Source organism: Roseibium sp. AWQ4_254, from assembly GCF_056161025.1.
Map to the genome: position 1 here is coordinate 101,067 of NZ_JBSWYH010000011.1, position 22,943 is coordinate 124,009.

The window sequence follows — 22,943 nt, forward strand, 5'->3', positions numbered from 1 at the left end:
CCGGTCGGCTCCACGCCCGCGCCGTGCCTGACAATCTCTGCCTTTTGTGCGCCTGCTGCAGCAGCCCCCGTCTTTTTCAAAACGCCATCTTGACCTGAAGATCCCCTGTCTGTAGCGGTTCAAAGCGCTTTGAAATTTTGAGTGCCGCACGGGACGCGGCGTGGAGACCCTGCATGTTTGAAGATGCCGACACAGCCCGCACGGACGCCTCCCGGCAGGCCAAAGATCTGGACTGGTGGCGCGGCGCGGTGATCTACCAGATCTATCCCCGCTCCTTCAAGGACAGCAATGGCGATGGCATCGGAGATCTCAACGGGATTACCGGGCAGATGGACTATATCGCCTCACTCGGGGCCGATGCGGTCTGGCTATCCCCCTTCTTCACTTCGCCGATGAAGGATTTCGGTTACGACGTGTCGGACTACGAATCCGTCGACCCGATGTTCGGCACCCTGGCGGATTTCGACCGCATGACCGCCGCCGCCCATGCGCACGGGCTGAAGGTCATGATTGATCTGGTGATCTCCCACACCTCCGACCAGCACGCGTGGTTCAAGGAAAGCCGGTCGTCGAAGGACAATGCCAAGGCAGAATGGTATGTCTGGGCCGATGCAAAAGCGGACGGCACCCCTCCCACCAACTGGCTGTCGATCTTTGGTGGCCCGGCCTGGGAATGGGACAGCCGCCGCTGCCAGTATTACATGCACAATTTCCTGGCCAGCCAGCCGGATCTGAACTTTCACAATCCCGAGGTTCAGACCGCCGTGCTGGAGGCGGCCCGGTTCTGGCTGGAGCGGGGCGTGGACGGCTTCCGCCTCGATACGGTGAATTTCTATTTCCACGACGCCGCCTTGCGGGACAATCCCCCGCTCAGCGCCAATGAATTGCCGTCAACGGTCGATCCCACCAACCCTTACGGCTTCCAGGAGCATCTTTACGACAAGACCCGGCCGGAGAATCTTGAATTTCTGGAACGGTTCCGCGCGCTTTTGGACAGCTATCCGGGCACGGCCTCGGTCGGAGAAATCGGCGCGGATGGCCAGGCTGTCGAGCTGACGGCCTCCTATACGGAAGCGGACAAGCGCATCCATATGGCCTATAGTTTCGATCTTCTGACGCCCCAGCACGGCGCCAGCTATATCCGCCAGATCGTTGAAGACATGACCCATGGCATTGAAGGCGGCTGGGCCAGCTGGGCGCTGTCCAACCATGATGTGATGCGGGTTGCCACCCGGTGGGGAGCAGAGCTAGACCCGCACCGGTTCGCCCCGCTGGCAACGGCCCTGTGTGCCTCCCTCAGAGGCACGCCCTGCCTCTATCAGGGCGAAGAACTGGGCCTGCCCCAGGCCGATGTGCCCTTTGACCAGCTCCAGGACCCTTACGGCATCCGCTTCTGGCCGGACTACAAGGGCCGCGACGGCTGCCGCACGCCCATGCCCTGGCACGGGGACCGCGTGCATGGCGGCTTTTCGGAGGCCGCCCCGTGGCTGCCGGTTCCCGTGGAGCACCTGGCCCTTGCAGCGCTTGATCAGGACGTGGACCCGGCCTCCATCTTGAACCGGAACCGGGCCTTTTTTGCCTGGCGCAAGCAGCAGCTGCCGCTTTTGAAGGGGGACATTGTCTTTGCAGACAGTGCCGGGGAGACCCTGGTCTTTACCCGCAGCCATCAGGGCGAAACCCTCCTGTGCGCCTTCAATCTGGCAGACGCGCCTGCGGTGATCGACCTGGGCAAGCGGGCCCTTGATCTTCTGCCCGTCCCCGGCTTTTCCGGCTCCCTGGAGGGTAGCACCCTCACCCTGCCGGGGCTGGACGCCGCCTTTGCCCGTGTGAAACCCTGATCTTGCGGCTTCAAAATCCGGCCCGGTGCGGCTAAAAGAACGCACCGGGCCAGACCCCGCTCCGTTTTCAAGACTTGCCGGACCCTTCCATGAGCGACCGCCTGCCCCTCTCCGTCTTCATCATTGCCAAAGACGAAGCCGACCGCATTGCAAGGCCGATCCAAAGCGTGATCACTTGGGCCGATGAGGTGATCGTGATTGACAGTGGGTCAGCCGATGAAACCGTCAAGGTGGCCTCAGAACTCGGCGCCCGGGTGCTGCATCATGACTGGCCCGGCTATGGCCCGCAAAAGCGCTTCGGCGAAGACCAGTGCCGCAATGACTGGCTGCTCAATCTGGATGCGGACGAAGAAGTCACACCAGAGCTGGCCGCCGAGATCCAGGCGAAATTTGCAGATGGCAGCTACAAAGCGGCGGATGGCTGGCGGATCATGATCCGCGACATCTTTGCCCATGAGGCAGACCCCGCCGCCTGGGCCTATGGCTATCACCAGATCCGGCTCTACGACCGGCGCAAGGGCCGGTTTTCCGACTCCATCGTGCATGACACGGTGCGCCCGGATGACGGGGCAAAAATCGCAGATCTGTCCGGCATCATGGCCCACCGCTCAATCCGGTCACTGGCGTTTCAGGTCGGCAAATACAACCGCTACTCCGGTATGCAGGTGGAGGATATGCGCGCCAGGGGCCGCAAACTGCCGCGCAGCCGGCTGCTCACCGAATTTCCAGTCAGTTTTCTGAAAGCCTATTTTGCCCGCAAATACCGCAAATATGGCTGGTGGGGTCTGATCCTTGCCGTGAACTACGCCCACGCCCGGTTTCTGCGGGTTGCCAAGGCCTATGAGGCGGAGCTTTCGGACCGGAAGGACGGCAAACCCCGCTGACGGAACCCCGCATCGCGCGCGCTACCGGTCAGTGGAGGGACCTATCCCACGGCCTCTTCTGACGCCATCTGACGCTCCACCCGGATGGGCTGGCGCACACCGGCAGTCTGATCGAAATGGACAAGGCGGCGGATGGTTGTGGGTGTCAACGTATGGTCACGCGCCAGTACCAGTTCGTGGCTGTTTTGCGTCAGCACATCATCGACCAGGATGTCGCCCGGCCGGAGCGAGCGGATGTGGCATTCGATGATGCGCATCTTGCGCTCTTCGGGCACGTCATCCAGCAGCACTTCCTTTGCTGCGGCCAGAAGATCGGGATCATATTTGCGCCGGTTGATGGTCAGCGCTTCAAAAGCAGCCGCATCCGGCCCGTTTTGCGGGCTGGCATACCACAGGTCCGTCAGCAGCTTGATGATGCGCGAGACCACCGGAATATCCGTGCCCTTTGGCCCGTCTTTTGGAAAGCCGGAGCCGTCAAAGCCGCGGGAGGACAGGTAAAGCTGTTCGGCCACCTTTTCCAGTTGCGGAATGTTCAAAAGAAGATCCCGGGTCTGGGCGGGGGACCGTTCCAGCACGTCCCGTTCCTGTTCCGTCAGGCTGCGGGCTGCCCGGTAGCGGGCCAGGATTTGCTTGGGCAGCAGCGCTTCACCGAGCGGCGACAGCAACACGGCCATCTCCAGTTCCCAGGTCTTGCGCATGCCCATCTTGCGGGCCAGTTTCAGCGCCTGCTTGCGCACTAGCCCGGTGCGCTGGAACGCCTCGGGATGAAACAGACCCAGCATGTCGATCAAAAGCTTGACCGAACCTGCGAGTGTCCGCTCCAGCATGCCCCTGTCCTTGACCAGTTGCGCATGGTGGGCCAGCGCGCTGTCCAGGGCCGCAGCGAGGTCCTTCTGCTGGCACGGCTTTTCAAGATACATGAAGGCATGGCCTTCATTCAGCGTCTTCTTGATGGCCTCAGCAGAAGTTTCGCGCGTCAGCATGACCCGCGCGGCCTGCGGCGCAATTTGCTCGGCTGCGCTTAAGAAGGTAGAACCGCTGAGCCCAGGCAGATTGTAGCTGGAGAACACAACCGCGGTTGAGGGATTTTTCTTCAAAAACACAAGGGCTTCTTCCGGGTCGCCGAAACTGGCCAGCCGGTAGAAATCGCCAAACAGGCGCTCGAATGCCGACCGGACCGCTGGGTCCGGATCCATTACGACAATCAGCTCGGCCGCCTTATCCATCAAAGCCCCCTTTTTCCGGGACTGGCCCTTGTTCTGGGGCCACTCCGCAACGGGTGATCCCAAAGCATGCCACAATAGCGATAACAAAATCTTGCGTTTCTGTTCCGTTTCCGGGCGCTGTTTCCTCCAAAAGTCGCAGAGACGCGGAACACCCCTGTGGCGTTTTGAAGCGAAGGCTCTATAAGGCCTCATGCTTGATGTCCTGATCCTTGGTGCCGGCCCTGCCGGGCTTTATGCGGCCGACCGGCTTTCGGCCGAAGGCCATCGCGTTGCGGTGGCCGACCGGATGGCCTCGCCTGCGCGCAAATTCCTGATGGCCGGCCGGGGCGGGCTCAATCTCACCCACAGCGAAGACCTGCCCCGGTTCCTGTCCCGCTACCGGGAGGCGGAGCCCTTTCTGGCGCCGATGATTGAGGCCTTCCCCCCGGCCAAGCTGACCGGCTGGTGCGAGGGGCTCGGACAGGAGACCTTCACCGGCACAAGCGGCCGGGTGTTCCCGAAGGCCATGAAAGCCTCGCCCCTGCTGCGGGCGTTGTTGGGCAGGCTGCGGCAGAATGGGGTGACGCTGATGATGCGCCACAGCTTCACCGGGTTTGCGCAAGAAGAGACTGCCGGGCAAAGCAGGACAAGGGAAAGCGCCCCTGAAAGCACTCTGGCCGTGCAGCTTGAAACGGCAACCGGCGAGACGATCACCGTTCCGGCGCGTGCGGTGCTGCTTGCCCTGGGTGGTGCAAGCTGGCCCAAGCTTGGGTCCAATGCCGCCTGGTGCCCGGCGCTGGAAGACAAGGGCGTTGCCCTTCACCCTTTCAAGCCCGCCAATTGCGGCTTTCAGATCGCCTGGAGCGCGGTTCTGAAAGAGCGCTTTGCAGGTGCCCCGCTGAAACGGATCGGCCTCCGCCTTGGAGACGACACAGTGCTGGGCGAGGCGGTGATTTCAGACCAAGGACTTGAGGGCGGCGCTGTTTATGCCCTCTCCGCCGCGATCCGGGAGGCCATTGCCTGCGAAGGATCAGCCCGCATTGCCCTCGACCTGCGCCCGGCGGCCAGTGAGGAGACACTTGCCCAAAAGCTGGCCCGCCCGCGCGGCAAACAGTCCTGGGCCACCTTTCTGAAAAAGACCCTGAAGCTCCTCCCTGCCGAACAGGCGCTGTTGCGTGAGGCCGGCCCCCTGCCCGGCTCAGCCGAAGCCCTGGCCGGACGGATCAAGAGCCTGCCCCTTTCCTGCAAGGCGCCCTATGACATCAGCCGGGCGATTTCATCGGCAGGCGGTGTTCCGCTTGACGCGGTCGCCGGGGACCTGATGCTTAAGGCGGTGCCGGGGGTGTTTGCCGCCGGAGAAATGCTGGATTGGGAAGCCCCGACGGGTGGCTACCTGTTACAGGCCTGTTTTGCCACCGCCCACCGGGCCAGCGACGGGCTGATGGCCTATCTGGAAACGGCAGCCGGAAAGGACCTCAAATGACCAGACTTTATGTGGATGCGGATGCCTGCCCGGTGAAGCAGGAGGCCGTGCGCGTCGGGGAGCGGCACGGGGTGGAGATTGTCTTTGTGTCCAACAGCTGGATGCGGCTGCCGGAGGGCGACCTGATCAAGCGGGTGGTCGTGCCCGAAGGCCCCGATGAGGCCGATAACTGGATTGCGGAGAGGGCAAGCATCGGGGATGTGGTGGTCACGGCGGACGTGCCGCTGGCCGCGCGCTGCGTGAAGGAAGGGGCTCTGGTGATCGGCCCCACCGGCAAACCCTTTCGGGAAGAAGGCATCGGCATGCGGCTCGCCATGCGTGACCTCAATACCCATTTGCGCGAGGCTGGCGAGATCCGGGAAGGCGGCCCGGCCTTCACCAAGGCGGACCGGTCCCGCTTTCTCAACCAGCTTGAAACGACCATGCGGGCTGCCAGGCGCCTGTCCGGAACCACCCCATGAAAAGCCCAGCAAGGTGGGGAGGCACACCTTGCAGGGCTTGGCCGGTTGCACGGTGTCCCGTGCCGGGACCGGCTTAGCGGCAGAACTTGTACTGGCCGGAATAGGCCAGGAAATAACCGGTGTTCGGATTGAAGGACCGGTATTTGGCGTGGCAGTAATTGTACCAGGCCGGGGTCCAGGGCGCCGGGCGGTAGGTGACAACCGGAGCCGGATAATAGGCCGGGGGCGGAGCATAATAGCGCGGTGCCACATAGCGCGGACGGGAGAGCGCTGAGCCGATGATAGCGCCTGCGGCCAGGCCTCCGGCGATGCCGGCTCCAACCCGCCAGCCGTTCCCGGCATGTGCGGTTTCTGTCTGGGCGGTCAGCGTGACACCGGCGACAAGAGCCAGCGCAGAAGCGGTGAGTGCGATTTTCCTGAACATGTCGGTGTCCCTTCGGTTCTGTGAGGCGGTTCGTCGTTGCCTCAGCTCATGAAAGGACTTTAGCCCTGACCGGTCTTTGGTTCTGTGACCGCAGTCACAGGCTGTTTCTTTGGCAATTCGCCCCCTTTGCACCCTTGACAAACCTCCTTAGGACGAATTCTCACGTTTCTTTCACTTGCCTTGCCCGCACCTCGGACCTACATTGCCGGGCATCGGCGCGCGTTGCGCCGTACGGGACATGACGAAAGACCCGGTGAGACTGACTTCGGTGACGCTCTTTTAAGCGCTGCTCTGAAAACCCAAGCTTTCCGTTTCTTATTGACTTCTCGTTTTCTCGCGTCCGCCGGGAATCCGGCAGACGCCAAACCAACGGAAAGGTTTCTCCATGCGTGAGAACGGCACCATCAAGTTCTTCAACCACGACCGTGGCTTCGGCTTCATTACGCCTGAAAATGGCGGCAAGGACGTTTTTGTTCACGTAACCGCGTTCGAGCAGGCCGGTATCGGAACGCCCGTCGAAGGCGCCAAGATCTCCTTCGTCGCTGAAGACGACCGCCGCGGCCGCGGCAAGCAGGCAGCCCAGCTGGAACTGCTCTAAGTCTTTCATGTCACAGGCGGCCAGACAGCCTGCCTGAAAACGCGAGTTTCGAACGGGGCCCCTATGGCCCCGTTTTGCTTTTTGTGCCGGATCTTTTAGGGCAGATCGCGTATGATCCGAGACAACTGCGCGCCCTCTATGTGGCTTTTGGGTGAAAGTGGCTTTGTGGCAGCGGCAGCGCCTCGTCAAATGGACCAGCGCCGTTGATGACGTAGCCTCTGGCGACTTTCAGGTTCCGCGCCACGCCCCAACCTTTCAGAACAGCGGCCCGCAAATCCGGATCCGGTTCCTCAAAACTGCCTCCGCACTGCAAAATACAAGACTCGACCAGAATGGTCCCGAGCACTTGTGCGCCATCGCCCAACCGGGTTTGACCAAGCAGCGTGGGATTGTTGCTATAACGGCCTCTGTCCCCAATCTCGATAAAGGCGCCAGGACGATTCGACTTTGCAGTAAAACCGCCATCGCCGAACTGGTTGTGAGACCCGACGGTGATATGGCCACGTGTTGCCAGAAAAAGAGTGCCACTGTGGAAGATATTTTCGTCACCGATCCGCATTTCAGCTGCACCATCGGCCTGAAGCGTCACGCCCGGATAGAATATGTTGCCCTCTCCGACCTGAATTCCTGCGGAAATGAGTACGGAAAAGGGATCAAGAACCCTGTTCCTGCTGCCCAGGTCCATGGTCTCTTCCAGGCTCAGGAAGCCCATGGCGCGGCGAACGTCATCCACCTTTGAAAAGGTCTGTTTCATGTGGTCGCAGCCCTTGTGCCCCGCGCCTGCAGCGCACAGACGGGGTCATTTCAGCATACACTCCAGAAGTTCGGCTTCGCCGATCACACCGACAATCGCGCCGTCTTTTTGAACCACCACCGGGTCTGAGCTGGATTTTTTCAGCCGGGCGATCTCGCGCACCGGCGTGCTGCTCTCACAGGTCACACCGCTGGCCAGCGATCCCGGCAGGCTGCCAGGCGGCACCATGATGTCGCGGGCGCGCAGCACATTCAGCGGGTTCATGTGGCTGACGAAATCAGCCACATAGTCATCCGCCGGGTTCTTGACGATCTCCTGCGGTGTGCCCAGCTGGACCACCCGGCCGCCTTCCATAATGGCGATGCGCGAGCCAATCTTGGCCGCTTCATCCAGATCGTGACTGACAAAGATGATGGTCCGGTTCAGTTCCTTTTGCAGGTCCAGCAGCTCATCCTGCAGCTTGTCACGGATCAGCGGGTCAAGGGCGGAGAACGGCTCGTCCATCAGCAGGATCGGCGCATCGGTGGCAAAGGCGCGGGCAAGGCCCACACGCTGCTGCATGCCGCCGGACAATTCATGCACATATTTTTCGCCCCAGCCGTCAAGGCCAACCAGCTTCAACTGCGCGGCCACCTTGGCGGCCCGGTCCTTTTTGGTGAGACCCGAGAGTTCCAGGCCGAAGCCGACATTTTCCGAGACCGTACGCCAGGGCAAAAGACCGAATTGCTGGAACACCATGGCAATGCGGCCCCGGCGCAAGGCCCTGAGTTCTGCCGGGGAACAGGTTTCCGGGTTCACATAGGTTTCGCCGTCATGAACCTTGACCTCCCCCCGGATCACCGGATTGAGACCATTGACCGCGCGCAACAGCGTGGACTTGCCAGAGCCGGACAGGCCCATGAGCACCAGCACTTCGCCTTCGTAGATCTCAAAATCCGCGCCGGCGACCCCAAGGATCTGGCCGGTTTCCGCCTGGATTTCCTGCCGCGTCTTGCGGGCATCAATCAGCGGCAGCGCCGTTTCCGGCTTTTCGCCGAAAACGATGTCGACACCGTGGAAGGACACGACTGCCTGGGATGTCTGACCGCTCATTGCCCGCCTCCTTCTTTTCTCCGGAAGAACCGGTCCAGCACAATGGCAATCAGCACAATACAGACGGCCACCTCAAAGCCCTTGGCGATGTTCACCGTGTTGAGAGCCCGCATGATTTCGACTCCAAGCCCCTCCGCGCCGACCATGCTGGCAATCACGACCATGGACAAGGACAGCATGATGGTCTGGGTCAGTCCCTCCATGATCTGCGGCAGCGCATAGGGCAACTCCACTTTCCACAAGAGCTGGAACTTGGTGGCCCCGAACGCCTCGCCGGCTTCAATCAGGGCCGTCGGCGTCGAAGACACGCCAAGCTGCGTCAAACGGATGGGGGCCGGAATGGCAAAGATGACTGTGGCAACCAGCCCCGGAACCAAACCAAGGCCAAACAGGATCATCGCCGGGATCAGATAGACCATTGCCGGGATCGTCTGCATCATGTCCAGAACCGGCCTTAGAAACGCAAAAAAACGCGGCCGGTGCGCCGCCATGACGCCAACCGGCACCGCCACTGCCATGCAGACCACCGAAGCGGCAAGCACCAGGGACAGCGTCTCCGTGGTTTCTTCCCAATAGCCCTGGTTGATGATCATCAGCAGCGCGGCCGCAACAAACAGTACGAAGGACAAAGAGCGTTTAACCACATAGGCCAGGGCGGCGACAATCACGACGGCGGCAAGCGGGTGCGGGGCCTGCAGCACCCACATGATACCGTCGATCAGGCTTGCCAGGACAGAAGACACCCAATCGAAGAATGCGGCGGCATGGTCTGTCAGCCAGTCGAATATGTCTTTGGTCCAAGGTCCAATCGGTATCTTGTGTTCTGTCAGCCAGTCCAACCTGCTGCCCCTTCTTGTTTTTCGTTCTTAAAAAGCTTGAACGCCGGCACTTTGGCCGGCGCTCTCGGTGGATTGTGCCTGCTTAAAGGCCAAGGGCGCCCTTGACGGCCGCGACACTGTCACCGCCATCAAAGGTTGTCACGCCGTCCAGCCAGGTTTCGAAAGTCGCCGGATGCTCTTTCAGCCAGGCGGCGGCAGCTTTGTTCGGATCTTCACCGTCTGTCAGGATCGCCCCCATGATCTCGTTTTCCATCGGCAGGGAGAATTCGAGATTTTCCAGGAGCTTGCCAACATTGGGGCACTCCTTGGTATAGCCAGCGCGCACATTGGTATAGACAGTGGCGCCGCCATAGTTCGGGCCGAAGACATCATCCCCGCCTTCAAGATAGGCCATGTCGAAATTGGCATTCATCGGGTGCGGCTCCCAGCCAAGGAACACGATATCCTTGTCCCGCTTGGTTGCCCGGGCCACCTGGGACAGCATGCCCTGCTCGGAGGACTCGACAACTTCGAAGCCTTTCAGGTCAAACAGGTTTTCATCAATCATACCGATGATCAGGCGGTTGCCGTCATTGCCCGGCTCGATGCCGTAGATCTTTCCGTCCAGATCCTCGCGGAACTTGGCAATGTCCTGAAAGCTCTTCAGGCCTTTGTCATAAGTGTATTGCGGCACGGCCAGGGTGTATTTTGCCCCTTCCAGATTGGCCCGCACAGTCTCCACGGAACCATCTTCGCGATAGGGTTTGATGTCCCCTTCCATAGTCGGCATCCAGTTCCCGAGGAACACATCGATGTCCTTGTTTTTCAAGGATACATAGGTCACGGGTACGGAGAGCAGCTTCACATCCGGCGTGTAGCCAAGCGCTTCCAGAACCACGGAGGAGGCCGCAGTCGTCGCCGTAATATCTGTCCAGCCCACATCAGAAAAACGCACGGTCTTGCAGCTTTCCGGGTCGCTTGCCAGCGCCGTTCCGGACAACATCAGGCCAATTGCAAGACCTCCAGCGAGTGTCGCTGTGAATTTCATGAGTAAACCTCCTTCGGGAAATTGGATTCGTTCTTTGCTGCAAGAAGCGAATGTGATCATGGGCAGAACCGCCTCTGGTGTTTTGTTTAACAGGCTGCCACCAAACAATCCAAACATCCGTGGAATTATTTTGCAAGTTTTCATTGATTGACTGATCAATTAAAAATAAGACACCAGGAACTTCGGAGAAGACAATGCCCAAGGTTGGAATGGAGGCGCAGCGGCGCCGAAGCCTGATTGACGCCACTGTCGATGCGATTCACGAACGTGGATACACAGACATTACAATGGCGGAGATCGCGAAACGCGCGGGTGTGTCCGGCGGTCTGGTGCATCATTATTTTGGCTCAAAAGATCAATTGCTTGCCGCAACCATGCGCCATCTTCTGACGGAGCTCGGCCGCGCGATCCGCAGCAATCTGGCCACGGCCGCAACGCCCCGTGAGCGCATCTCCGCGATCATTCACGGCAATTTTGCGCAGGACCAGTTCAAGCCTGCCGTCATCGCCGCCTGGCTGGCCTTTTACGTGCAATCGCGCACCACACAGAGCAACAGCCGCCTTTTGAAGATCTACTCCTCAAGGTTGACGTCCAACCTGACCCACAATCTTAAAGTCTTCATGCCGGCACATGAAGCGCGCCGGATTGCCGAAGGCACCGCTTCCATGATCGACGGTGTCTGGATCCGTCAGGCCCTGCGCAACACCCCCTCCGACCGTCACGCAGCCATTGCGCTGGTGGAGGATTATGTCGAAACACAGATTGCCGCCCATGCGGCCCTTCAGAACGGCCGGACAGCCGGAGCTTGAGCGAATGACAGACAGGTTTGATTTCATCATCGTAGGCGCCGGATCGGCAGGCTGCGCGCTCGCCAGCCGGCTGTCGGAAGATCCGGCCAACAAGGTTCTGGTGCTGGAGTTCGGCGGCACGGATATGGGACCGCTGATCCAGATGCCTGCGGCCCTCTCCTACCCCATGAACATGCCGCTTTACGACTGGGGCTATGAAAGTGAACCGGAACCGCATCTGGGCGGGCGCAGGCTTGCCACGCCGCGTGGCAAGGTCGTTGGCGGCTCCTCATCCATCAACGGCATGGTCTATGTGCGCGGACATGCCTGCGACTTCGACACCTGGGAAGAGATGGGCGCCAGCGGCTGGGGCTACCGCCATGTGCTGCCCTATTACAAACGCCTGGAGCAGAACCCGGAAGGCCAGGCCGGCTGGCGGGGCACGGACGGCCCCCTGCATGTTCAGCGCGGCACCAAGTGGAACCCCCTGTTCCATGCGTTCCGCGACGCCGGACTGCAAGCCGGCTACGGCGTGACGGAGGATTATAACGGCGAACGCCAGGAAGGCTTCGGCGACATGGAAATGACGGTCCACAGGGGCCGCCGCTGGTCCGCCGCCAATGCCTATTTGAAGCCCGCTCTCAAACGCAGCAATCTGACCCTGATCAAGGGCGCCCTTGTGCGCAAGGTGCTTATTGAAAACAACCGGGCCACCGGTGTCGAGTTTGAAACCGGCGGCCAGATCCGGGCCGCTTATGCCGGCCGCGAGGTGGTGCTGTCGGCCTCCTCCATCAACTCCCCGAAAATCCTGCTGCACTCCGGGATCGGCCCGGCCGGCCAGCTTTCCGCCCTCGGCATCGACGTTGTTGCGGACCGGCAGGGGGTTGGTGCCAATCTGCAGGACCATCTTGAACTCTATATCCAGCAGGCCTGCACCCAGCCGATCACTCTTTACAAACACTGGAACCTTGTTTCCAAGGCACTGATCGGGGCGCAGTGGCTGTTTTTCAAGAAAGGCCTTGGCGCATCCAACCAGTTTGAAAGCTGTGCCTTTATCCGCTCCAAAGCCGGGGTGAAATATCCCGACATCCAATATCACTTCCTGCCTTTCGCCGTGCGCTATGACGGCAAGGCGGCCGCCGAGGGCCACGGCTTCCAGGCCCATGTCGGCCCGATGCGTTCAAAATCGCGCGGACATGTGCGCCTCACCTCGAATGATCCGCGCCAGAAACCCTCCGTCTTCTTCAACTACATGTCCGTGGACGAAGACTGGGAGGATTTCCGGACCTGCATTCGCCTGACCCGGGAAATCTTCGGCCAGGAAGCCTTTGCCCCCTATCGGGGCAAGGAGATCCAGCCGGGCGCCCATGTACAGAGCGACGATGCCCTGAATGATTTCATCCGCGAACATGCGGAAAGCGCCTATCACCCCTGTGGCACCTGCCGCATGGGGGCCAAGGACGATCCGATGGCCGTGGTTGATCCGCACTGCCGGGTGATCGGGGTGGAGGGGCTTCGCGTCGCCGACAGTTCCATTTTCCCGCTGATTACCAATGGCAACCTGAATGGCCCGTCCATCATGGTGGGTGAAAAGGCGTCCGACCATATATTAGGCAAGGAGCCGCTGCCAGCGTCGAACCAGGAGCCCTGGATCCACCCCGACTGGGACCACAGCCAACGCTAAAAAACATCGGGCCGGATCCTTCGGACCGGCCCCAAGCAGGAGCACTTCAATGCGCGCCCAACCCCAAGCTTCCCACTATGTCGGCGGCTCCTATCTGGAGAGCCGCTCCGGCACCCCGTTTCCGTCCGTTTATCCGGCCACCGGCGAAGTTATTGCGGAGATCCGGCCCGCCGACGACGCGGTGATCGAGGCAGCCCTTGCCGCAGCCAAACAGGGCCAGGCCGTCTGGGCGGCCACACCGCCGGCCGAACGCGGCCGGGTTTTGCGCCGGGCGGCGGACCTATTGCGGCAGAAAAACCATGAGCTCTCCGTTCTGGAAACCCTGGACACGGGCAAACCCTTGCAGGAAACGCTCGTTGCCGACGCCGCCTCCGGCGCAGATTGCCTCGAATATTACGGCGGCCTGGCGGCCACGCTGACCGGCGAGCATATCGATCTTGGCGGCTCCTTTGCCTATACCAAGCGCGAGCCGCTCGGCATCTGTTTTGGCATCGGCGCCTGGAACTACCCGATCCAGATCGCCTGCTGGAAGGCCGCTCCTGCGCTGGTCTGCGGCAATGCCATGATCTTCAAGCCCTCGGAAATTACGCCCTTGAGCGCCCTCAAGCTCGCCGAGGCCTTGAGCGAAGCAGGCCTTCCGGACGGGGTTTTCAACGTCATCCAGGGCTTCGGCGATGTGGGCGCCAGGCTGGTGGCCCATCCGGACATTGCCAAGGTCTCGCTAACCGGCTCGGTGCCGACCGGTGCCAAGGTTGCGGGCCTTGCCGGGGAACACTTGAAAAAGACCACTCTGGAGCTTGGCGGCAAGTCGCCCCTGATCATCTTTGATGACGCGGATCTTGAAAACGCCATTTCGGCGGCGATCAACGCGAATTTCTATTCCACCGGCCAGATCTGTTCCAACGGCACACGGGTCTTTGTGCACACGGCCCTTAAGGACCGGTTCCTCGCCCGCCTTGCCGAGCGGCTCCAGGACGCCGTTCTGGGAAACCCGCTGGATGAGACCACCACGATAGGCCCGCTGGTCTCCAAAGCCCAGCTCGACAAGGTGCTGTCCTATCTTGAGATCGGCAAACAGGAAGGCGCGCGTCTTGTCTGTGGTGGCGGCGCTGCAACCGTAGCCAGCCTGCCGGATGGTTATTTTGTCCAGCCGACCGTTTTTGCCGATGTGACGGACGGCATGCGGATTGCGCGGGAAGAGATTTTCGGCCCGGTGCTCAGCCTGCTCGACTTTGACGATGAGGACGATGTCGTTGCCCGCGCCAATGACACGGAGTTCGGTCTGGCAGCCGGTGTGTTCACCAGGGACATCCAGCGGGCCCACCGGGTCATTGCCCGCCTGCAGGCGGGCACCTGCTGGATCAACACCTACAATCTCACCCCGATCGAAATGCCCTTTGGCGGCTACAAGAAATCCGGCATGGGCCGCGAAAACGGCCATGCGGCGATCGACTATTACAGCCAGGTCAAAAGCGTTTATGTGGAGATGGACGGGGTCGAAGCCGCGTTCTAGTCGCCCGACTGTGAAGATCGTCTCGATTTCCAGCGTGTTCCGAACGAGCTTCAGAGTCATGGGAGTGACCAGCACGCCTATGTTTCTAATGTGTTTTTCGGAATTGAAATGCGCTACGGCGCGCGCTGCGCAAATGAGGCGTATTTCAATTCCACCACACTAGCCGGCGCCGTTCATCCGGTTTCAAATGGTGTTGTCTTTTGCGCTGAAACCTCTGTTGTCAGGCAGCAAAAGACAAAGCCTGGTAGATGCGGTTTGCTCCTGGAAACGGCCCAAACCGGCAGGCCAAACCAGACCGGGATCGTTTTCACATTGCACTTTACGGCCGTCCGCACAAGACTGCTCACCTGAAGCTGAAGTTCGACTCCTTTTACCGCGGGCTTCGAACGGCCTTCAGTTTCGAAAGACATACTCTCTGGAGCCTTCATGCCCCCCCCTGTGCTCGATCCCGCGCCACGCAGCTATGCGCCGCATGTCCACCTCCTGAAGCGCTCCGCGCGCGGGCCCTCCTGTGCCCCGGTAACCCAGACCCTTGAGGAGCTTGAGTCCTGGCTGCTGCATGAGGCGACCCGCATCGACAATGTGATGTTGATGTTCGAAGAGTTCATGTGGCGCTGCAAGGCGGCCGGTCTCGGGATCGACCGCTGCACGCTGCATTTCGGCACGCTGCACCCTCGCGTCATCGGTTTTTCCTGGTTCTGGAGCAGCCTTGACCAGTTTTGCGACGAGATTGCTGCGGACAGTGGTGCCATTCAGCAAGCCGCTTTCACCCGCAACCCGCTCTACAAGGTCATCATGGAGGGGGATACCATTCGGGTGGATCTGGAAAGCGAAGAGGGCCGCACCTCTGCTCCGCTGATGGAAGAACTGGCGGAACAGGGCTTTACCGCCTATATCGCCATGCCCCTGAGCGCCACCGGCAAAACCTTCAACGCCATGACGCTGGCCACCTGCAGGCCGGGCGGGCCCTCGGACACCAACAAAAAGGTGATCCGCCAGCTGATTGATCTGCTCGCCCTTCATGTGGAACGGCATATCGTGCAGCGGATCGCCCGCAATGTCGCCGACACCTATCTGGGCCCCATCGCAGGACAGCGGGTGCTGGACGGCGAAATCCGGCGCGGCGACGGCGAGGCCATCGAAGCGGTGGTGTTCATGGCCGATATGCGTGCCTTTACCCAGTTGGCCGACCGGCTGAGCGGGCCGGAGGTGACTGCCATTTTGAACGCCTATTTCGACCGTGTCTCGGAGGCGGTGCTGAGCCATGGCGGTGACATTCTGAAATTCATGGGCGACGGGCTGCTGGCGGTGTTCGACCAGAAGGTTCTTGGCGAAGGTGCAGCCGCAACAGCTGCCTTGAAAGCAGCCAAAGCAGCGCTTGCGGCCATCGACGCCTTGAATGCGGCCCCGCCTGAGGATCTGCCGCCGGCAGACTTCTGGCATCCGCTGAAGATCGGCATCGGCCTGCATCGTGGCGAGGTCTTTTTTGGCAATGTGGGCGGGGAGGAAAGGCTGGACTTCACGGTTATTGGCCGGGCGGTCAATGAAACCAGCCGCGTGGAATCCTTGTGCAAGCCCCTGGGCCGGGAATTACTCCTGACAGAGCCTGTGCGCGCAGCCCTGGACGACGATCTTAAAACCGGGCTGACCACCATGGGCGATCATGTGTTGCGCGGTGTCGGAACACCTGTGTCTATTTTTGCGGCCTGAACGCGGTCGCCGGGCGCGGCACGCTTCATCTCGCGCTGTTTGAACAGGCGATCCCAGCCCGCGCCGGACGGAGTGTCCGGAGCGGGCTGAGACCCTTTATTTCGTCAGAATCAGCTTGCCCTGCTTGGTGATGGACAAACGATAGGTTTCTTCATTGTGCAGGATCTGAATCTGCCGCAGGCCGCTGAACAGTTCACGCGAATCGAATTCTGTTTTCGGCTGCTGCAGCATCTTGCTGGCCAATGCGTGCCGGGAGCCACTGGAGGTGGTGATGGAGAGGCGGCGCTTCTGGCTGTTCGCTGTAAGTGTCATGCGCGAAATTCGGTCCCTGGCCTTTGCTTTGCCCCCTTTTGATGCTTGATCTCAAGGGGGTCCAGATAAGAACAATTAAAAGGTGAGTATCTAACTCAACTTTATACTTGACACTCATACTCAAGTTTTCCTATCAAGGCAATGCCTGATCGAAACAGAACTGGAAATCGCGTCCTCCGGTTCTGCTCGAGACGGAGTTTTCGGGAAACCGAAGACACAAAATGCCAGGCCAGCCAACCGCCCTCTCCTCTCCCTCAGCGGCTAGCCAGCCCGGCCTTTTCCTCCCCCGCCCAAGGGGAATTTTTGGCGTACCCTTTCTCACCAGACATCTCGCGACCATTGTCCAGATCACAATGGATATTGCGGACATGTTCAGGCAGGTGCCTTGTCCCCGCAGGCATGAGCGGAGACTTGTCTTGTCTGCCGCACTCCTTCAAACCACACGGTAGCCCCGCCTCAAAGACGGCCGCATCCTTTCCTGTCAGAGGCGGGAGGTTTCCTGGAGAGGCGGAAAGTGTGGGTGCCGCTTCTTTCAAGACCGGGACGGCGTTGGTCCCGGCGCACACAAAAAAAGCGCCAACCGGATGGTGGCGCTTTTGACCCGTAATCGTCCACAGCGTCAGGCGTTGGCAGCGACCGGGCTGTCGGCGGCGTCGATTTTCAACAGGCCGCGCATGCCGAACCTGTCCTCCGACAGATCCGCAACCGACTTTCCGTCCAGCACTTCCATGAAGGCCTCCAGCGCTTCATGCAGCAAGCCGTTAAAGCCGCAGGACAAGATCAGCGGGCAATCCTTCCGGCCGGAATCAAAACACTCCGCCAATGCGAAGCTTTCTTCCGCAGCACGGACCACTTCCCCCACCGAGATCTGCTCCGCCGGGCGGGCCAGCATCACACCGCCATTGCGGCCCCGAATGGTCCGGATCAGGTTGGCGTCAACCAGAACCTTCATGATCTTGAAAAGGTGGGTTTCAGACATGTCAAAGCTGGCAGCGATTTCCGCAACCTTGCTTGGCTTGTCCGGGTTCACGGCGCAATACATCAGCGCACGCACCGCGTAATTGGTCTGTTGTGTCAGGCGCATGCGCTAAGATATGCGGTGCCTTTCCCGAAACGTCAATGCTAAAAATTGAATGCAGGAGTGCAGTTTTAAGAAATTCCACCTGCTCACGATAGGTCAGGCAGGTTGTCCCTGAGAAAAATATCAATGCCGATGCGCTCCTGATCCGCGATGATCGGGACCCCGTCGCACAGGGCCTTCAGAACCCGGATCGCGCTGCGGATCTCGTGGCCCGGGTCCTGGGCGATCACCGCGTCCATCACCCCGCTGCGCAGCGCATCGCGGGTATAGGGGGTGAGCTCATGGCCGACAAAAACCGGCCTTGTCCCGGGCGCCACCGCCGACAGGGCGCTCAGCGTGCCCCGGTTGCCCGCCCCCACATTGTAAAGTCCGGCCAGACCGGGATGCTCTGCAAGAAGCTGGGTGACCAGATCGTGATTGCGCCGGTTGTCGTCCCGGCCCTCGCGCACGCTCAAAAGCTCAAGATGCGGAAATTCCGTCGTGATCACATCACAGCAGCCCTGGTAGCGCTCCGCATGATCGCGCAGCCCCCGGGACCCGGCAATCAGGCCGATCTGCCCGGCCCGTTCGGGCAGGAACCGGCCCATAAGCCGGCCTGCGGTGCGCCCGGCCGACACATTGTCGATGCCGACAAAATGCCGGCGGGCGGAGCCCGGGTGGTCGGAAACAAGCGTGACCACCGGCACGCCCCGGTCCTGCAGCCGGTCAATTGCTGCCCGGACTTCCGCAAAAGCCGGGGCGACCACGGCCACCCCATCGCAAACCGACCTGTCCAGAACCGCCAGCGTTCCGGCAACCCGGTGCCCGTCAAAAGCATCGATCGGCTCCACATGAACCTGCAGCCGGTCGCCCCCCATGGTCTGGGCATGGGAGGCCGCTTCCCGGGTCAGATCCTCCATGAAGGCGTTCGGCCCTTTGGGAATGAGAAAGTGCAACCGGTAGGCCTGTTTCTTGGCCAGACCGGCGGCAAACACATCCGGCGTGTAGTTCAGCGCCTCCACCGCCCGAAGGACCTTCTCGATGGTCACCTTGCGCACACCGGGCCGCCCGTTCAGCACCCGGTCGACCGTTGCCAGGCTGACGCCTGCGGCGGCCGCAACATCGTGAATGGTGACCCGCTTCATCCGCTCCCCACGCCCGGTCCTTGTTTCCCGATACCAATATATCCTTGAAACAGCTCCGGTCACCCGAAATTGCTGCAGTGCAGGATTCCGGTCTTCAAGCACCTTTCCTCACACGGCCTGCCCGGCCGCGTGGCCCGACGACCAGGCCCATTGAAAATTGAAGCCGCCGAGATGGCCCGTCACATCCACCACTTCGCCGATAAAATAGAGCCCCGGCACCTTGCGGCTCTCCAGCGTCTTGGAGGACAGCTCCTTCGTGTCCACCCCGCCAAGGGTCACTTCTGCCGTGCGGTAGCCTTCCGTACCGACCGGGGTCAGCTGCCAGCGGGTCAGCTGGTCCGCGGTGCGGCGCAGAACCTTGTCGGACTGGTCCGCCAGACGGCCTTTGAGGTGGAACGCCCCGGCCAGTTCATCGGCCAGCCGGTTGGGCAGAAACTGGCCGATCACCGTCTTCAGGTCCTGTTTCGGGGTCGCCTGCCGGGCGGCCTTCAGCCCGTCAAACACATCGGCATCGGGCGCCAGATCCACGCGGATCGGCTGGCCTTCCCGCCAATAGGAGGAAATCTGCAAGATGGACGGTCCGGAGAGCCCCCGGTGGGTGAACAGCAGCCCTTCGCGGAATGAGGTCTTGCCGACCGAAACCCGCGCATCCAGCGCGACCCCGGCCAGACGCCCGCATAAATCCTTGTTGGCGTCCGAAAAGGTCAGCGGAACCAGAGCCGCCCGGGGCGGCACAAGCCCCAGGCCGAACCGGCTGGCGAGCTCATAGCCGAACCCGCTCGCGCCCATTTTGGGGATCGAGGGACCGCCGGTTGCCACCACCAGCGCGCGCGCCCGCAAAGGGCCTTTTGAGGTGGCAACGGAGAAATGGTCATCCGGCTTGTCGACGGCCTTGACCTGTGTCTCCAGCTGCAGGGCCCCCCCGGCCACCTCCAGCTCGTCCAGCAGCATCCGGATGATGTCCTTGGCGCTGTGGTCGCAAAAAAGCTGACCTAGTGTTTTTTCGTGCCAGGCGATGCGGTGCTTTTCAACCAGCGCCAGAAAATCCTGCTGGGCATAGCGCTTCAGGGCCGACACGCAAAAGCGCGGGTTCTGCGACAGGAAATTCGCCGGTGTGCAGTGAAGATTGGTGAAATTGCAGCGTCCACCGCCGGAAATGCGGATCTTCTCCGCCGGGCGCTTGGCGTGATCGACAACCAGCACCTTGCGCCCGCGCTTTGCCGCTTCAATCGCACACATCAGCCCGGCAGCCCCACCGCCCAGCACCAGAACATCCAGATCTCGCATGGCCGGGCTTATAGCGGCTTTGAGCGCAGCGGGTAAGAGACAATTGCAACCAGCACCAAGAGCCCCGTTTGGGCAGCCCGGACAGATGGACCTGTCACCGCCGGTGCAGTTGCCCCATGCCTGTCACAACGCGTTCTGTCCAAACGCGGAGAAAATCAACGCAGGCCTTGTCCCCTCCCTCTCTTGAGGAAGGCCGATAGCCCATCTCACAGCCTTCCTCAGGATGAAGGTCTTTTTCGGCAGCCGTTGGAGAAAAGCCCCTTTCCTCGTGCGGCCGTCCACGGCTTGACCGGGGCTGACCGGCGTGGGATTGCGACGCCTTTTGCCAACCGCGAGCCTTTCATACATAGCGTAATTCCGGCGGCCACTCTCCTGAGCCTATGATGCGGGGTCGTAGCACACGCCCCAAGAGGGCTTAAAGGAGAGTGGCCGCCGGAATGATGCTATGTATCACTCTTCCCCCTCAAGATGAGGCCGGCATGTCCCGCAAGCTCCGCACAAAAGCGCATCAAAAAACCGGCGGCCCTTGCGGACCGCCGGTCTTTGAACGGGTCTCGCCAAGAGAGGCGTATTACTTCATTTCAGCGATAACTTCATAGCCGTCGGAGCCGACTTCAAACAGGGCATAGGTGCCAGGCACATCGCCATTCGCGTCGAAGTTCAGGTCGCCGGAAGCGCCTTTGTAGTCGATGGCCTTACCGGCTGCGATCAGCTCTTTCGCCTTTTTCCATTCGCCCGGCAGGATGGCTTCGCCTTCGCCGTTGGAGACTTCGCTCACAGCCGCTGCCACTGCATCCTTCTTGCCGCCAGCCTTTTCGATAGCCAGTGCCATGAGGAAAGCGGCGTCATAGGACGTGTTGGCAAAGATCGCATCCGGGTCGCCGCCGGAGGCCTTGAAGGCTTCGTTGAAAATATCCAGCGCGTTGGACTTTTCCCCGACCGGGGACGAGGCCACGAAGGAGGTCAGGTTTTCAGCGCCCAGTTCATCGATTACCGCGTCGGACTTCATGCCGTCACCACCGACGAATTTTTCAAAGAAACCGTTCTCCAGCGCCTGACGCAGAATGGTCAGGCCGGTACCGTCGCCATAGTCGAAGATCACCAGCGTGTCGGCGCCGCCCTTGGCGAGTTCTGCCAGGTTGGAGCGGTAAGACGCCTTGCCTTCCTCGTGGGCCGCAAACTGGGTGATTTCGCCGCCGAGCTCATCGACATATTCCGACTTGAACGCATTGGCGAGGCCGGTGCCATAGTCGTTGTTGAGATAAGCAACAGCAACCTTGCCATAGCCCCGGTCCTTCAGCGTGCGCGCCAGAGCACGGCCCTGGTAATCGTCGGACGGAACAGTCCGGAACACGGTGCCCTTGTCGTCAAGGCCGGTGATTTCCGGGGACGTGCCGGACGGCGTGATCAGGGCAATGCCTGCCGGGATGCTGACGGTGCCGGCCGCAGCCAGAACTGCGCCGGAACAATGGGGGCCAACGATGCCAATGGCACCTTCAATATTGACCGCCTTGGTGGCCGCATCCGTGCCGCCTTGCGGGTTGCAGGCACTGTCGCCGACTGCCCCGACCAGCTTTTCATTGTCGCCGATGCCGCCTTGCTCATTGACCTGGGTCACGGCAAGCTGGGCCGCGTCGATCATGGCCGGAGCCATTGCGGCAATCGGGCCGGAAATGCCGCCCAGCAGACCGATGGTCACATCAGCTTTTGCTGGAACGGATGCCAGGGCCGTTGCGGTCATCAGACCTGCGGCCAGCGCAAGAAACTTGGTTTTCATCAGAACTACCTCCTCATTGGTCCCGTCTTTGCCGGGTTTTGAAAGAGCTGATCCCGCATTTCAAAAACACGGGGTCACAGGGCGGGCCTAGGACCGGTCCGCTCCCGATTTTGTCACCCGCCCGTCTCCCCGCAGCGGTTCGGGAAGAAGGCCCTCGGGCCGGAACCGCAGCACAAGCTGCAACATCAGGCCGATCAGGAACAAGCGGATATATTTCGCCTGAACCGCATATTCATGCGGAAGCTGGTCGGTTGCAATCTCTGAAACGGACCAGATGATCCAAACCACCGCCGCGCCCACAATGGCGCCCCGGTTGTTGCCCGACCCGCCCAGAATGAGCATGATCCAGATCAGGAAGGTCGCCACCATCGGATCGATGGCTTCCGGCGTGATCGAGCGGTTGAAATGGGCAAACAGCGCCCCGCCAAGGCCCATGAGTGCCGCTCCGAAGATAAAGGCTTCCAGGCGGCGGAATTCCACATCCTTCCCCATGGCCTTGGCCGCGTCCTCATTGTCGCGGATAGCGCGCATCATGCGCCCCCAGGGGGCATTGAACTGGCGCTCGACCAGAAGATAGACCGCAATCAGAACGACCAGAACGATGGCCAGATAGGCGATCTGCGAACCTGTATAGTCCAGATCCCCGGCTGGGCGGGGAATGCTGGAGATCCCGCGCGCGCCATTGGTAAGGTCCGGTTCGGACTTGATCACAAGGCGGATGATTTCGGCGATCCCGATCGTGGCAATGGCGAGATAATCGGAGCGGAAACGCAGGCAGATCTTGCCAATCGGCCAGGCCACCAGCGCAGCCGCCACCATGGCGCCGGCCCAGCCTATCAGGATGGGCAGGTCAAACCCGCCAAGCCTCCCGTCTGCGGGTGCGGTGGTCAGGATCGCGGACGTATACGCGCCAACGGCGAAGAAACCGGCAATTCCCGCGTTGAACAGCCCGGCAAAGCCCCACTGGATGTTTAGCCCCAGGACCAGCAAAGCATAGATGCCAATGAAGATCGCCATGAACAGCGCGTAGTTCAAGAGACCCAGAAATTCCATAACCGGCCC

Annotated in this window: 21 protein-coding genes; 9 read left to right on the top strand and 12 right to left on the bottom strand. The window is 60.9% G+C overall.

Annotated features, from left to right (window positions below; translation table 11 throughout):
* Positions 1–173: 173 nt before the first annotated feature.
* Both ACXAIC_RS10540 and ACXAIC_RS10545 read left to right on the top strand, forming a co-directional pair.
* Positions 174–1,838 (top strand): alpha-glucosidase, encoded by a 1,665-nt coding sequence (locus ACXAIC_RS10540; RefSeq protein WP_475177490.1) that lies wholly within the window; start codon positions 174–176, stop codon positions 1,836–1,838.
* An 89-nt stretch (positions 1,839–1,927) separates the two neighbouring features.
* Positions 1,928–2,722 carry a glycosyltransferase family 2 protein gene (locus ACXAIC_RS10545; protein ID WP_475177493.1) on the top strand — a complete coding sequence of 265 codons (795 nt, stop codon included), beginning with the start codon at positions 1,928–1,930 and terminating at the stop codon, positions 2,720–2,722.
* 41 nt (positions 2,723–2,763) lie between these two features.
* Here the strand turns inward: ACXAIC_RS10545 and ACXAIC_RS10550 are convergent, their stop codons facing one another.
* A complete protein-coding gene (locus ACXAIC_RS10550; RefSeq protein ID WP_475177497.1) occupies positions 2,764–3,948 on the bottom strand; it encodes an HD domain-containing phosphohydrolase in 1,185 nt (394 codons plus the stop codon).
* Positions 3,949–4,138: 190 nt separating this feature from the next.
* Here ACXAIC_RS10550 and ACXAIC_RS10555 point away from each other — a divergent pair, with 190 nt between their 5' ends.
* Both ACXAIC_RS10555 and ACXAIC_RS10560 read left to right on the top strand, forming a co-directional pair.
* Complete coding sequence (locus ACXAIC_RS10555) at positions 4,139–5,410, top strand: TIGR03862 family flavoprotein (RefSeq protein WP_475177502.1); 1,272 nt, start codon at positions 4,139–4,141, stop codon at positions 5,408–5,410.
* The gene (locus tag ACXAIC_RS10560; RefSeq protein ID WP_475177507.1) at positions 5,407–5,871 is read left to right on the top strand and encodes a YaiI/YqxD family protein; all 465 of its coding nucleotides are present in this window, start codon (positions 5,407–5,409) and stop codon (positions 5,869–5,871) included. Before ACXAIC_RS10555 ends, ACXAIC_RS10560 begins: the two co-directional genes overlap by 4 nt.
* Before the next feature lie 73 nt (positions 5,872–5,944).
* Here the strand turns inward: ACXAIC_RS10560 and ACXAIC_RS10565 are convergent, their stop codons facing one another.
* Entirely contained in the window at positions 5,945–6,295 is a 351-nt protein-coding gene (locus ACXAIC_RS10565) for a BA14K family protein (RefSeq protein ID WP_475177515.1), read from the bottom strand.
* A 385-nt stretch (positions 6,296–6,680) separates the two neighbouring features.
* Between ACXAIC_RS10565 and ACXAIC_RS10570 the strand changes: the two genes are divergently transcribed.
* On the top strand, positions 6,681–6,893 hold the full coding sequence (locus tag ACXAIC_RS10570; protein ID WP_141188395.1) for a cold-shock protein: 213 nt from the start codon (positions 6,681–6,683) through the stop codon (positions 6,891–6,893).
* Positions 6,894–7,029: 136 nt separating this feature from the next.
* On the opposite strand, the gene ACXAIC_RS10575 is transcribed toward ACXAIC_RS10570, so the two are convergent.
* The 4 genes from ACXAIC_RS10575 to ACXAIC_RS10590 form a co-directional block, all read right to left on the bottom strand.
* Positions 7,030–7,578, bottom strand: coding sequence for an AraC family transcriptional regulator (locus ACXAIC_RS10575; protein ID WP_475177522.1), 549 nt, complete (start codon positions 7,576–7,578; stop codon positions 7,030–7,032).
* 114 nt (positions 7,579–7,692) lie between these two features.
* Positions 7,693–8,739: a choline ABC transporter ATP-binding protein gene (gene choV, locus ACXAIC_RS10580; protein ID WP_475177528.1), complete on the bottom strand. Its 1,047-nt coding sequence runs from the start codon at positions 8,737–8,739 to the stop codon at positions 7,693–7,695.
* Positions 8,736–9,578 carry a choline ABC transporter permease subunit gene (gene choW, locus ACXAIC_RS10585; RefSeq protein ID WP_475177533.1) on the bottom strand — a complete coding sequence of 281 codons (843 nt, stop codon included), beginning with the start codon at positions 9,576–9,578 and terminating at the stop codon, positions 8,736–8,738. Before choW ends, choV begins: the two co-directional genes overlap by 4 nt.
* A gap of 82 nt (positions 9,579–9,660) precedes the next feature.
* Entirely contained in the window at positions 9,661–10,605 is a 945-nt protein-coding gene (locus tag ACXAIC_RS10590) for a choline ABC transporter substrate-binding protein (protein ID WP_475177539.1), read from the bottom strand.
* Positions 10,606–10,799: 194 nt separating this feature from the next.
* Here ACXAIC_RS10590 and betI point away from each other — a divergent pair, with 194 nt between their 5' ends.
* The 4 genes from betI (at position 10,800) to ACXAIC_RS10610 (ending at position 16,300) form a co-directional block, all read left to right on the top strand.
* A complete protein-coding gene (gene betI, locus ACXAIC_RS10595; protein WP_475177546.1) occupies positions 10,800–11,414 on the top strand; it encodes a transcriptional regulator BetI in 615 nt (204 codons plus the stop codon).
* A gap of 4 nt (positions 11,415–11,418) precedes the next feature.
* Positions 11,419–13,077: a choline dehydrogenase gene (betA, locus tag ACXAIC_RS10600; RefSeq protein ID WP_475177551.1), complete on the top strand. Its 1,659-nt coding sequence runs from the start codon at positions 11,419–11,421 to the stop codon at positions 13,075–13,077.
* A 49-nt stretch (positions 13,078–13,126) separates the two neighbouring features.
* Complete coding sequence (betB, locus tag ACXAIC_RS10605) at positions 13,127–14,590, top strand: betaine-aldehyde dehydrogenase (RefSeq protein ID WP_475177556.1); 1,464 nt, start codon at positions 13,127–13,129, stop codon at positions 14,588–14,590.
* A 426-nt stretch (positions 14,591–15,016) separates the two neighbouring features.
* Positions 15,017–16,300 carry an adenylate/guanylate cyclase domain-containing protein gene (locus ACXAIC_RS10610; protein ID WP_475177561.1) on the top strand — a complete coding sequence of 428 codons (1,284 nt, stop codon included), beginning with the start codon at positions 15,017–15,019 and terminating at the stop codon, positions 16,298–16,300.
* Between the two features lie 96 nt (positions 16,301–16,396).
* Here the strand turns inward: ACXAIC_RS10610 and hemP are convergent, their stop codons facing one another.
* From hemP to ACXAIC_RS10640, 6 genes are all read right to left on the bottom strand, one after another.
* Entirely contained in the window at positions 16,397–16,612 is a 216-nt protein-coding gene (gene hemP, locus ACXAIC_RS10615) for a hemin uptake protein HemP (RefSeq protein WP_475177567.1), read from the bottom strand.
* Positions 16,613–17,231: 619 nt separating this feature from the next.
* Positions 17,232–17,696: an Rrf2 family transcriptional regulator gene (locus ACXAIC_RS10620; RefSeq protein WP_475177570.1), complete on the bottom strand. Its 465-nt coding sequence runs from the start codon at positions 17,694–17,696 to the stop codon at positions 17,232–17,234.
* A gap of 83 nt (positions 17,697–17,779) precedes the next feature.
* Positions 17,780–18,817 (bottom strand): LacI family DNA-binding transcriptional regulator, encoded by a 1,038-nt coding sequence (locus ACXAIC_RS10625; protein WP_475177573.1) that lies wholly within the window; start codon positions 18,815–18,817, stop codon positions 17,780–17,782.
* 108 nt (positions 18,818–18,925) lie between these two features.
* Positions 18,926–20,104 carry a BaiN/RdsA family NAD(P)/FAD-dependent oxidoreductase gene (locus ACXAIC_RS10630; protein WP_475177576.1) on the bottom strand — a complete coding sequence of 393 codons (1,179 nt, stop codon included), beginning with the start codon at positions 20,102–20,104 and terminating at the stop codon, positions 18,926–18,928.
* Between the two features lie 571 nt (positions 20,105–20,675).
* Positions 20,676–21,881, bottom strand: a complete 1,206-nt coding sequence (locus ACXAIC_RS10635; protein WP_475177582.1) for an ABC transporter substrate-binding protein — start codon at positions 21,879–21,881, stop codon at positions 20,676–20,678.
* An 87-nt stretch (positions 21,882–21,968) separates the two neighbouring features.
* The gene (locus ACXAIC_RS10640; RefSeq protein ID WP_475177588.1) at positions 21,969–22,934 is read right to left on the bottom strand and encodes a branched-chain amino acid ABC transporter permease; all 966 of its coding nucleotides are present in this window, start codon (positions 22,932–22,934) and stop codon (positions 21,969–21,971) included.
* Positions 22,935–22,943: the final 9 nt, after the last annotated feature.

Bases quoted from the DNA above. Each gene is read 5' to 3' on its own strand.
- ACXAIC_RS10565 (WP_475177515.1), bottom strand. From the start codon at position 6,295: ATGTTCAGGAAAATCGCACTCACCGCTTCTGCGCTGGCTCTTGTCGCC.
- ACXAIC_RS10560 (WP_475177507.1), top strand. From the start codon at position 5,407: ATGACCAGACTTTATGTGGATGCGGATGCCTGCCCGGTGAAGCAGGAG.
- ACXAIC_RS10550 (WP_475177497.1), bottom strand. From the start codon at position 3,948: ATGGATAAGGCGGCCGAGCTGATTGTCGTAATGGATCCGGACCCAGCG.
- ACXAIC_RS10630 (WP_475177576.1), bottom strand. From the start codon at position 20,104: ATGCGAGATCTGGATGTTCTGGTGCTGGGCGGTGGGGCTGCCGGGCTG.
- ACXAIC_RS10590 (WP_475177539.1), bottom strand. From the start codon at position 10,605: ATGAAATTCACAGCGACACTCGCTGGAGGTCTTGCAATTGGCCTGATG.
- betA (WP_475177551.1), top strand. From the start codon at position 11,419: ATGACAGACAGGTTTGATTTCATCATCGTAGGCGCCGGATCGGCAGGC.
- ACXAIC_RS10575 (WP_475177522.1), bottom strand. From the start codon at position 7,578: ATGGACCTGGGCAGCAGGAACAGGGTTCTTGATCCCTTTTCCGTACTC.
- hemP (WP_475177567.1), bottom strand. From the start codon at position 16,612: ATGACACTTACAGCGAACAGCCAGAAGCGCCGCCTCTCCATCACCACC.
- choV (WP_475177528.1), bottom strand. From the start codon at position 8,739: ATGAGCGGTCAGACATCCCAGGCAGTCGTGTCCTTCCACGGTGTCGAC.
- ACXAIC_RS10620 (WP_475177570.1), bottom strand. From the start codon at position 17,696: ATGCGCCTGACACAACAGACCAATTACGCGGTGCGTGCGCTGATGTAT.
- ACXAIC_RS10610 (WP_475177561.1), top strand. From the start codon at position 15,017: ATGCCCCCCCCTGTGCTCGATCCCGCGCCACGCAGCTATGCGCCGCAT.
- ACXAIC_RS10640 (WP_475177588.1), bottom strand. From the start codon at position 22,934: ATGGAATTTCTGGGTCTCTTGAACTACGCGCTGTTCATGGCGATCTTC.
- betI (WP_475177546.1), top strand. From the start codon at position 10,800: ATGCCCAAGGTTGGAATGGAGGCGCAGCGGCGCCGAAGCCTGATTGAC.
- ACXAIC_RS10555 (WP_475177502.1), top strand. From the start codon at position 4,139: ATGCTTGATGTCCTGATCCTTGGTGCCGGCCCTGCCGGGCTTTATGCG.
- ACXAIC_RS10540 (WP_475177490.1), top strand. From the start codon at position 174: ATGTTTGAAGATGCCGACACAGCCCGCACGGACGCCTCCCGGCAGGCC.
- ACXAIC_RS10570 (WP_141188395.1), top strand. From the start codon at position 6,681: ATGCGTGAGAACGGCACCATCAAGTTCTTCAACCACGACCGTGGCTTC.
- ACXAIC_RS10545 (WP_475177493.1), top strand. From the start codon at position 1,928: ATGAGCGACCGCCTGCCCCTCTCCGTCTTCATCATTGCCAAAGACGAA.
- ACXAIC_RS10635 (WP_475177582.1), bottom strand. From the start codon at position 21,881: ATGAAAACCAAGTTTCTTGCGCTGGCCGCAGGTCTGATGACCGCAACG.
- betB (WP_475177556.1), top strand. From the start codon at position 13,127: ATGCGCGCCCAACCCCAAGCTTCCCACTATGTCGGCGGCTCCTATCTG.
- ACXAIC_RS10625 (WP_475177573.1), bottom strand. From the start codon at position 18,817: ATGAAGCGGGTCACCATTCACGATGTTGCGGCCGCCGCAGGCGTCAGC.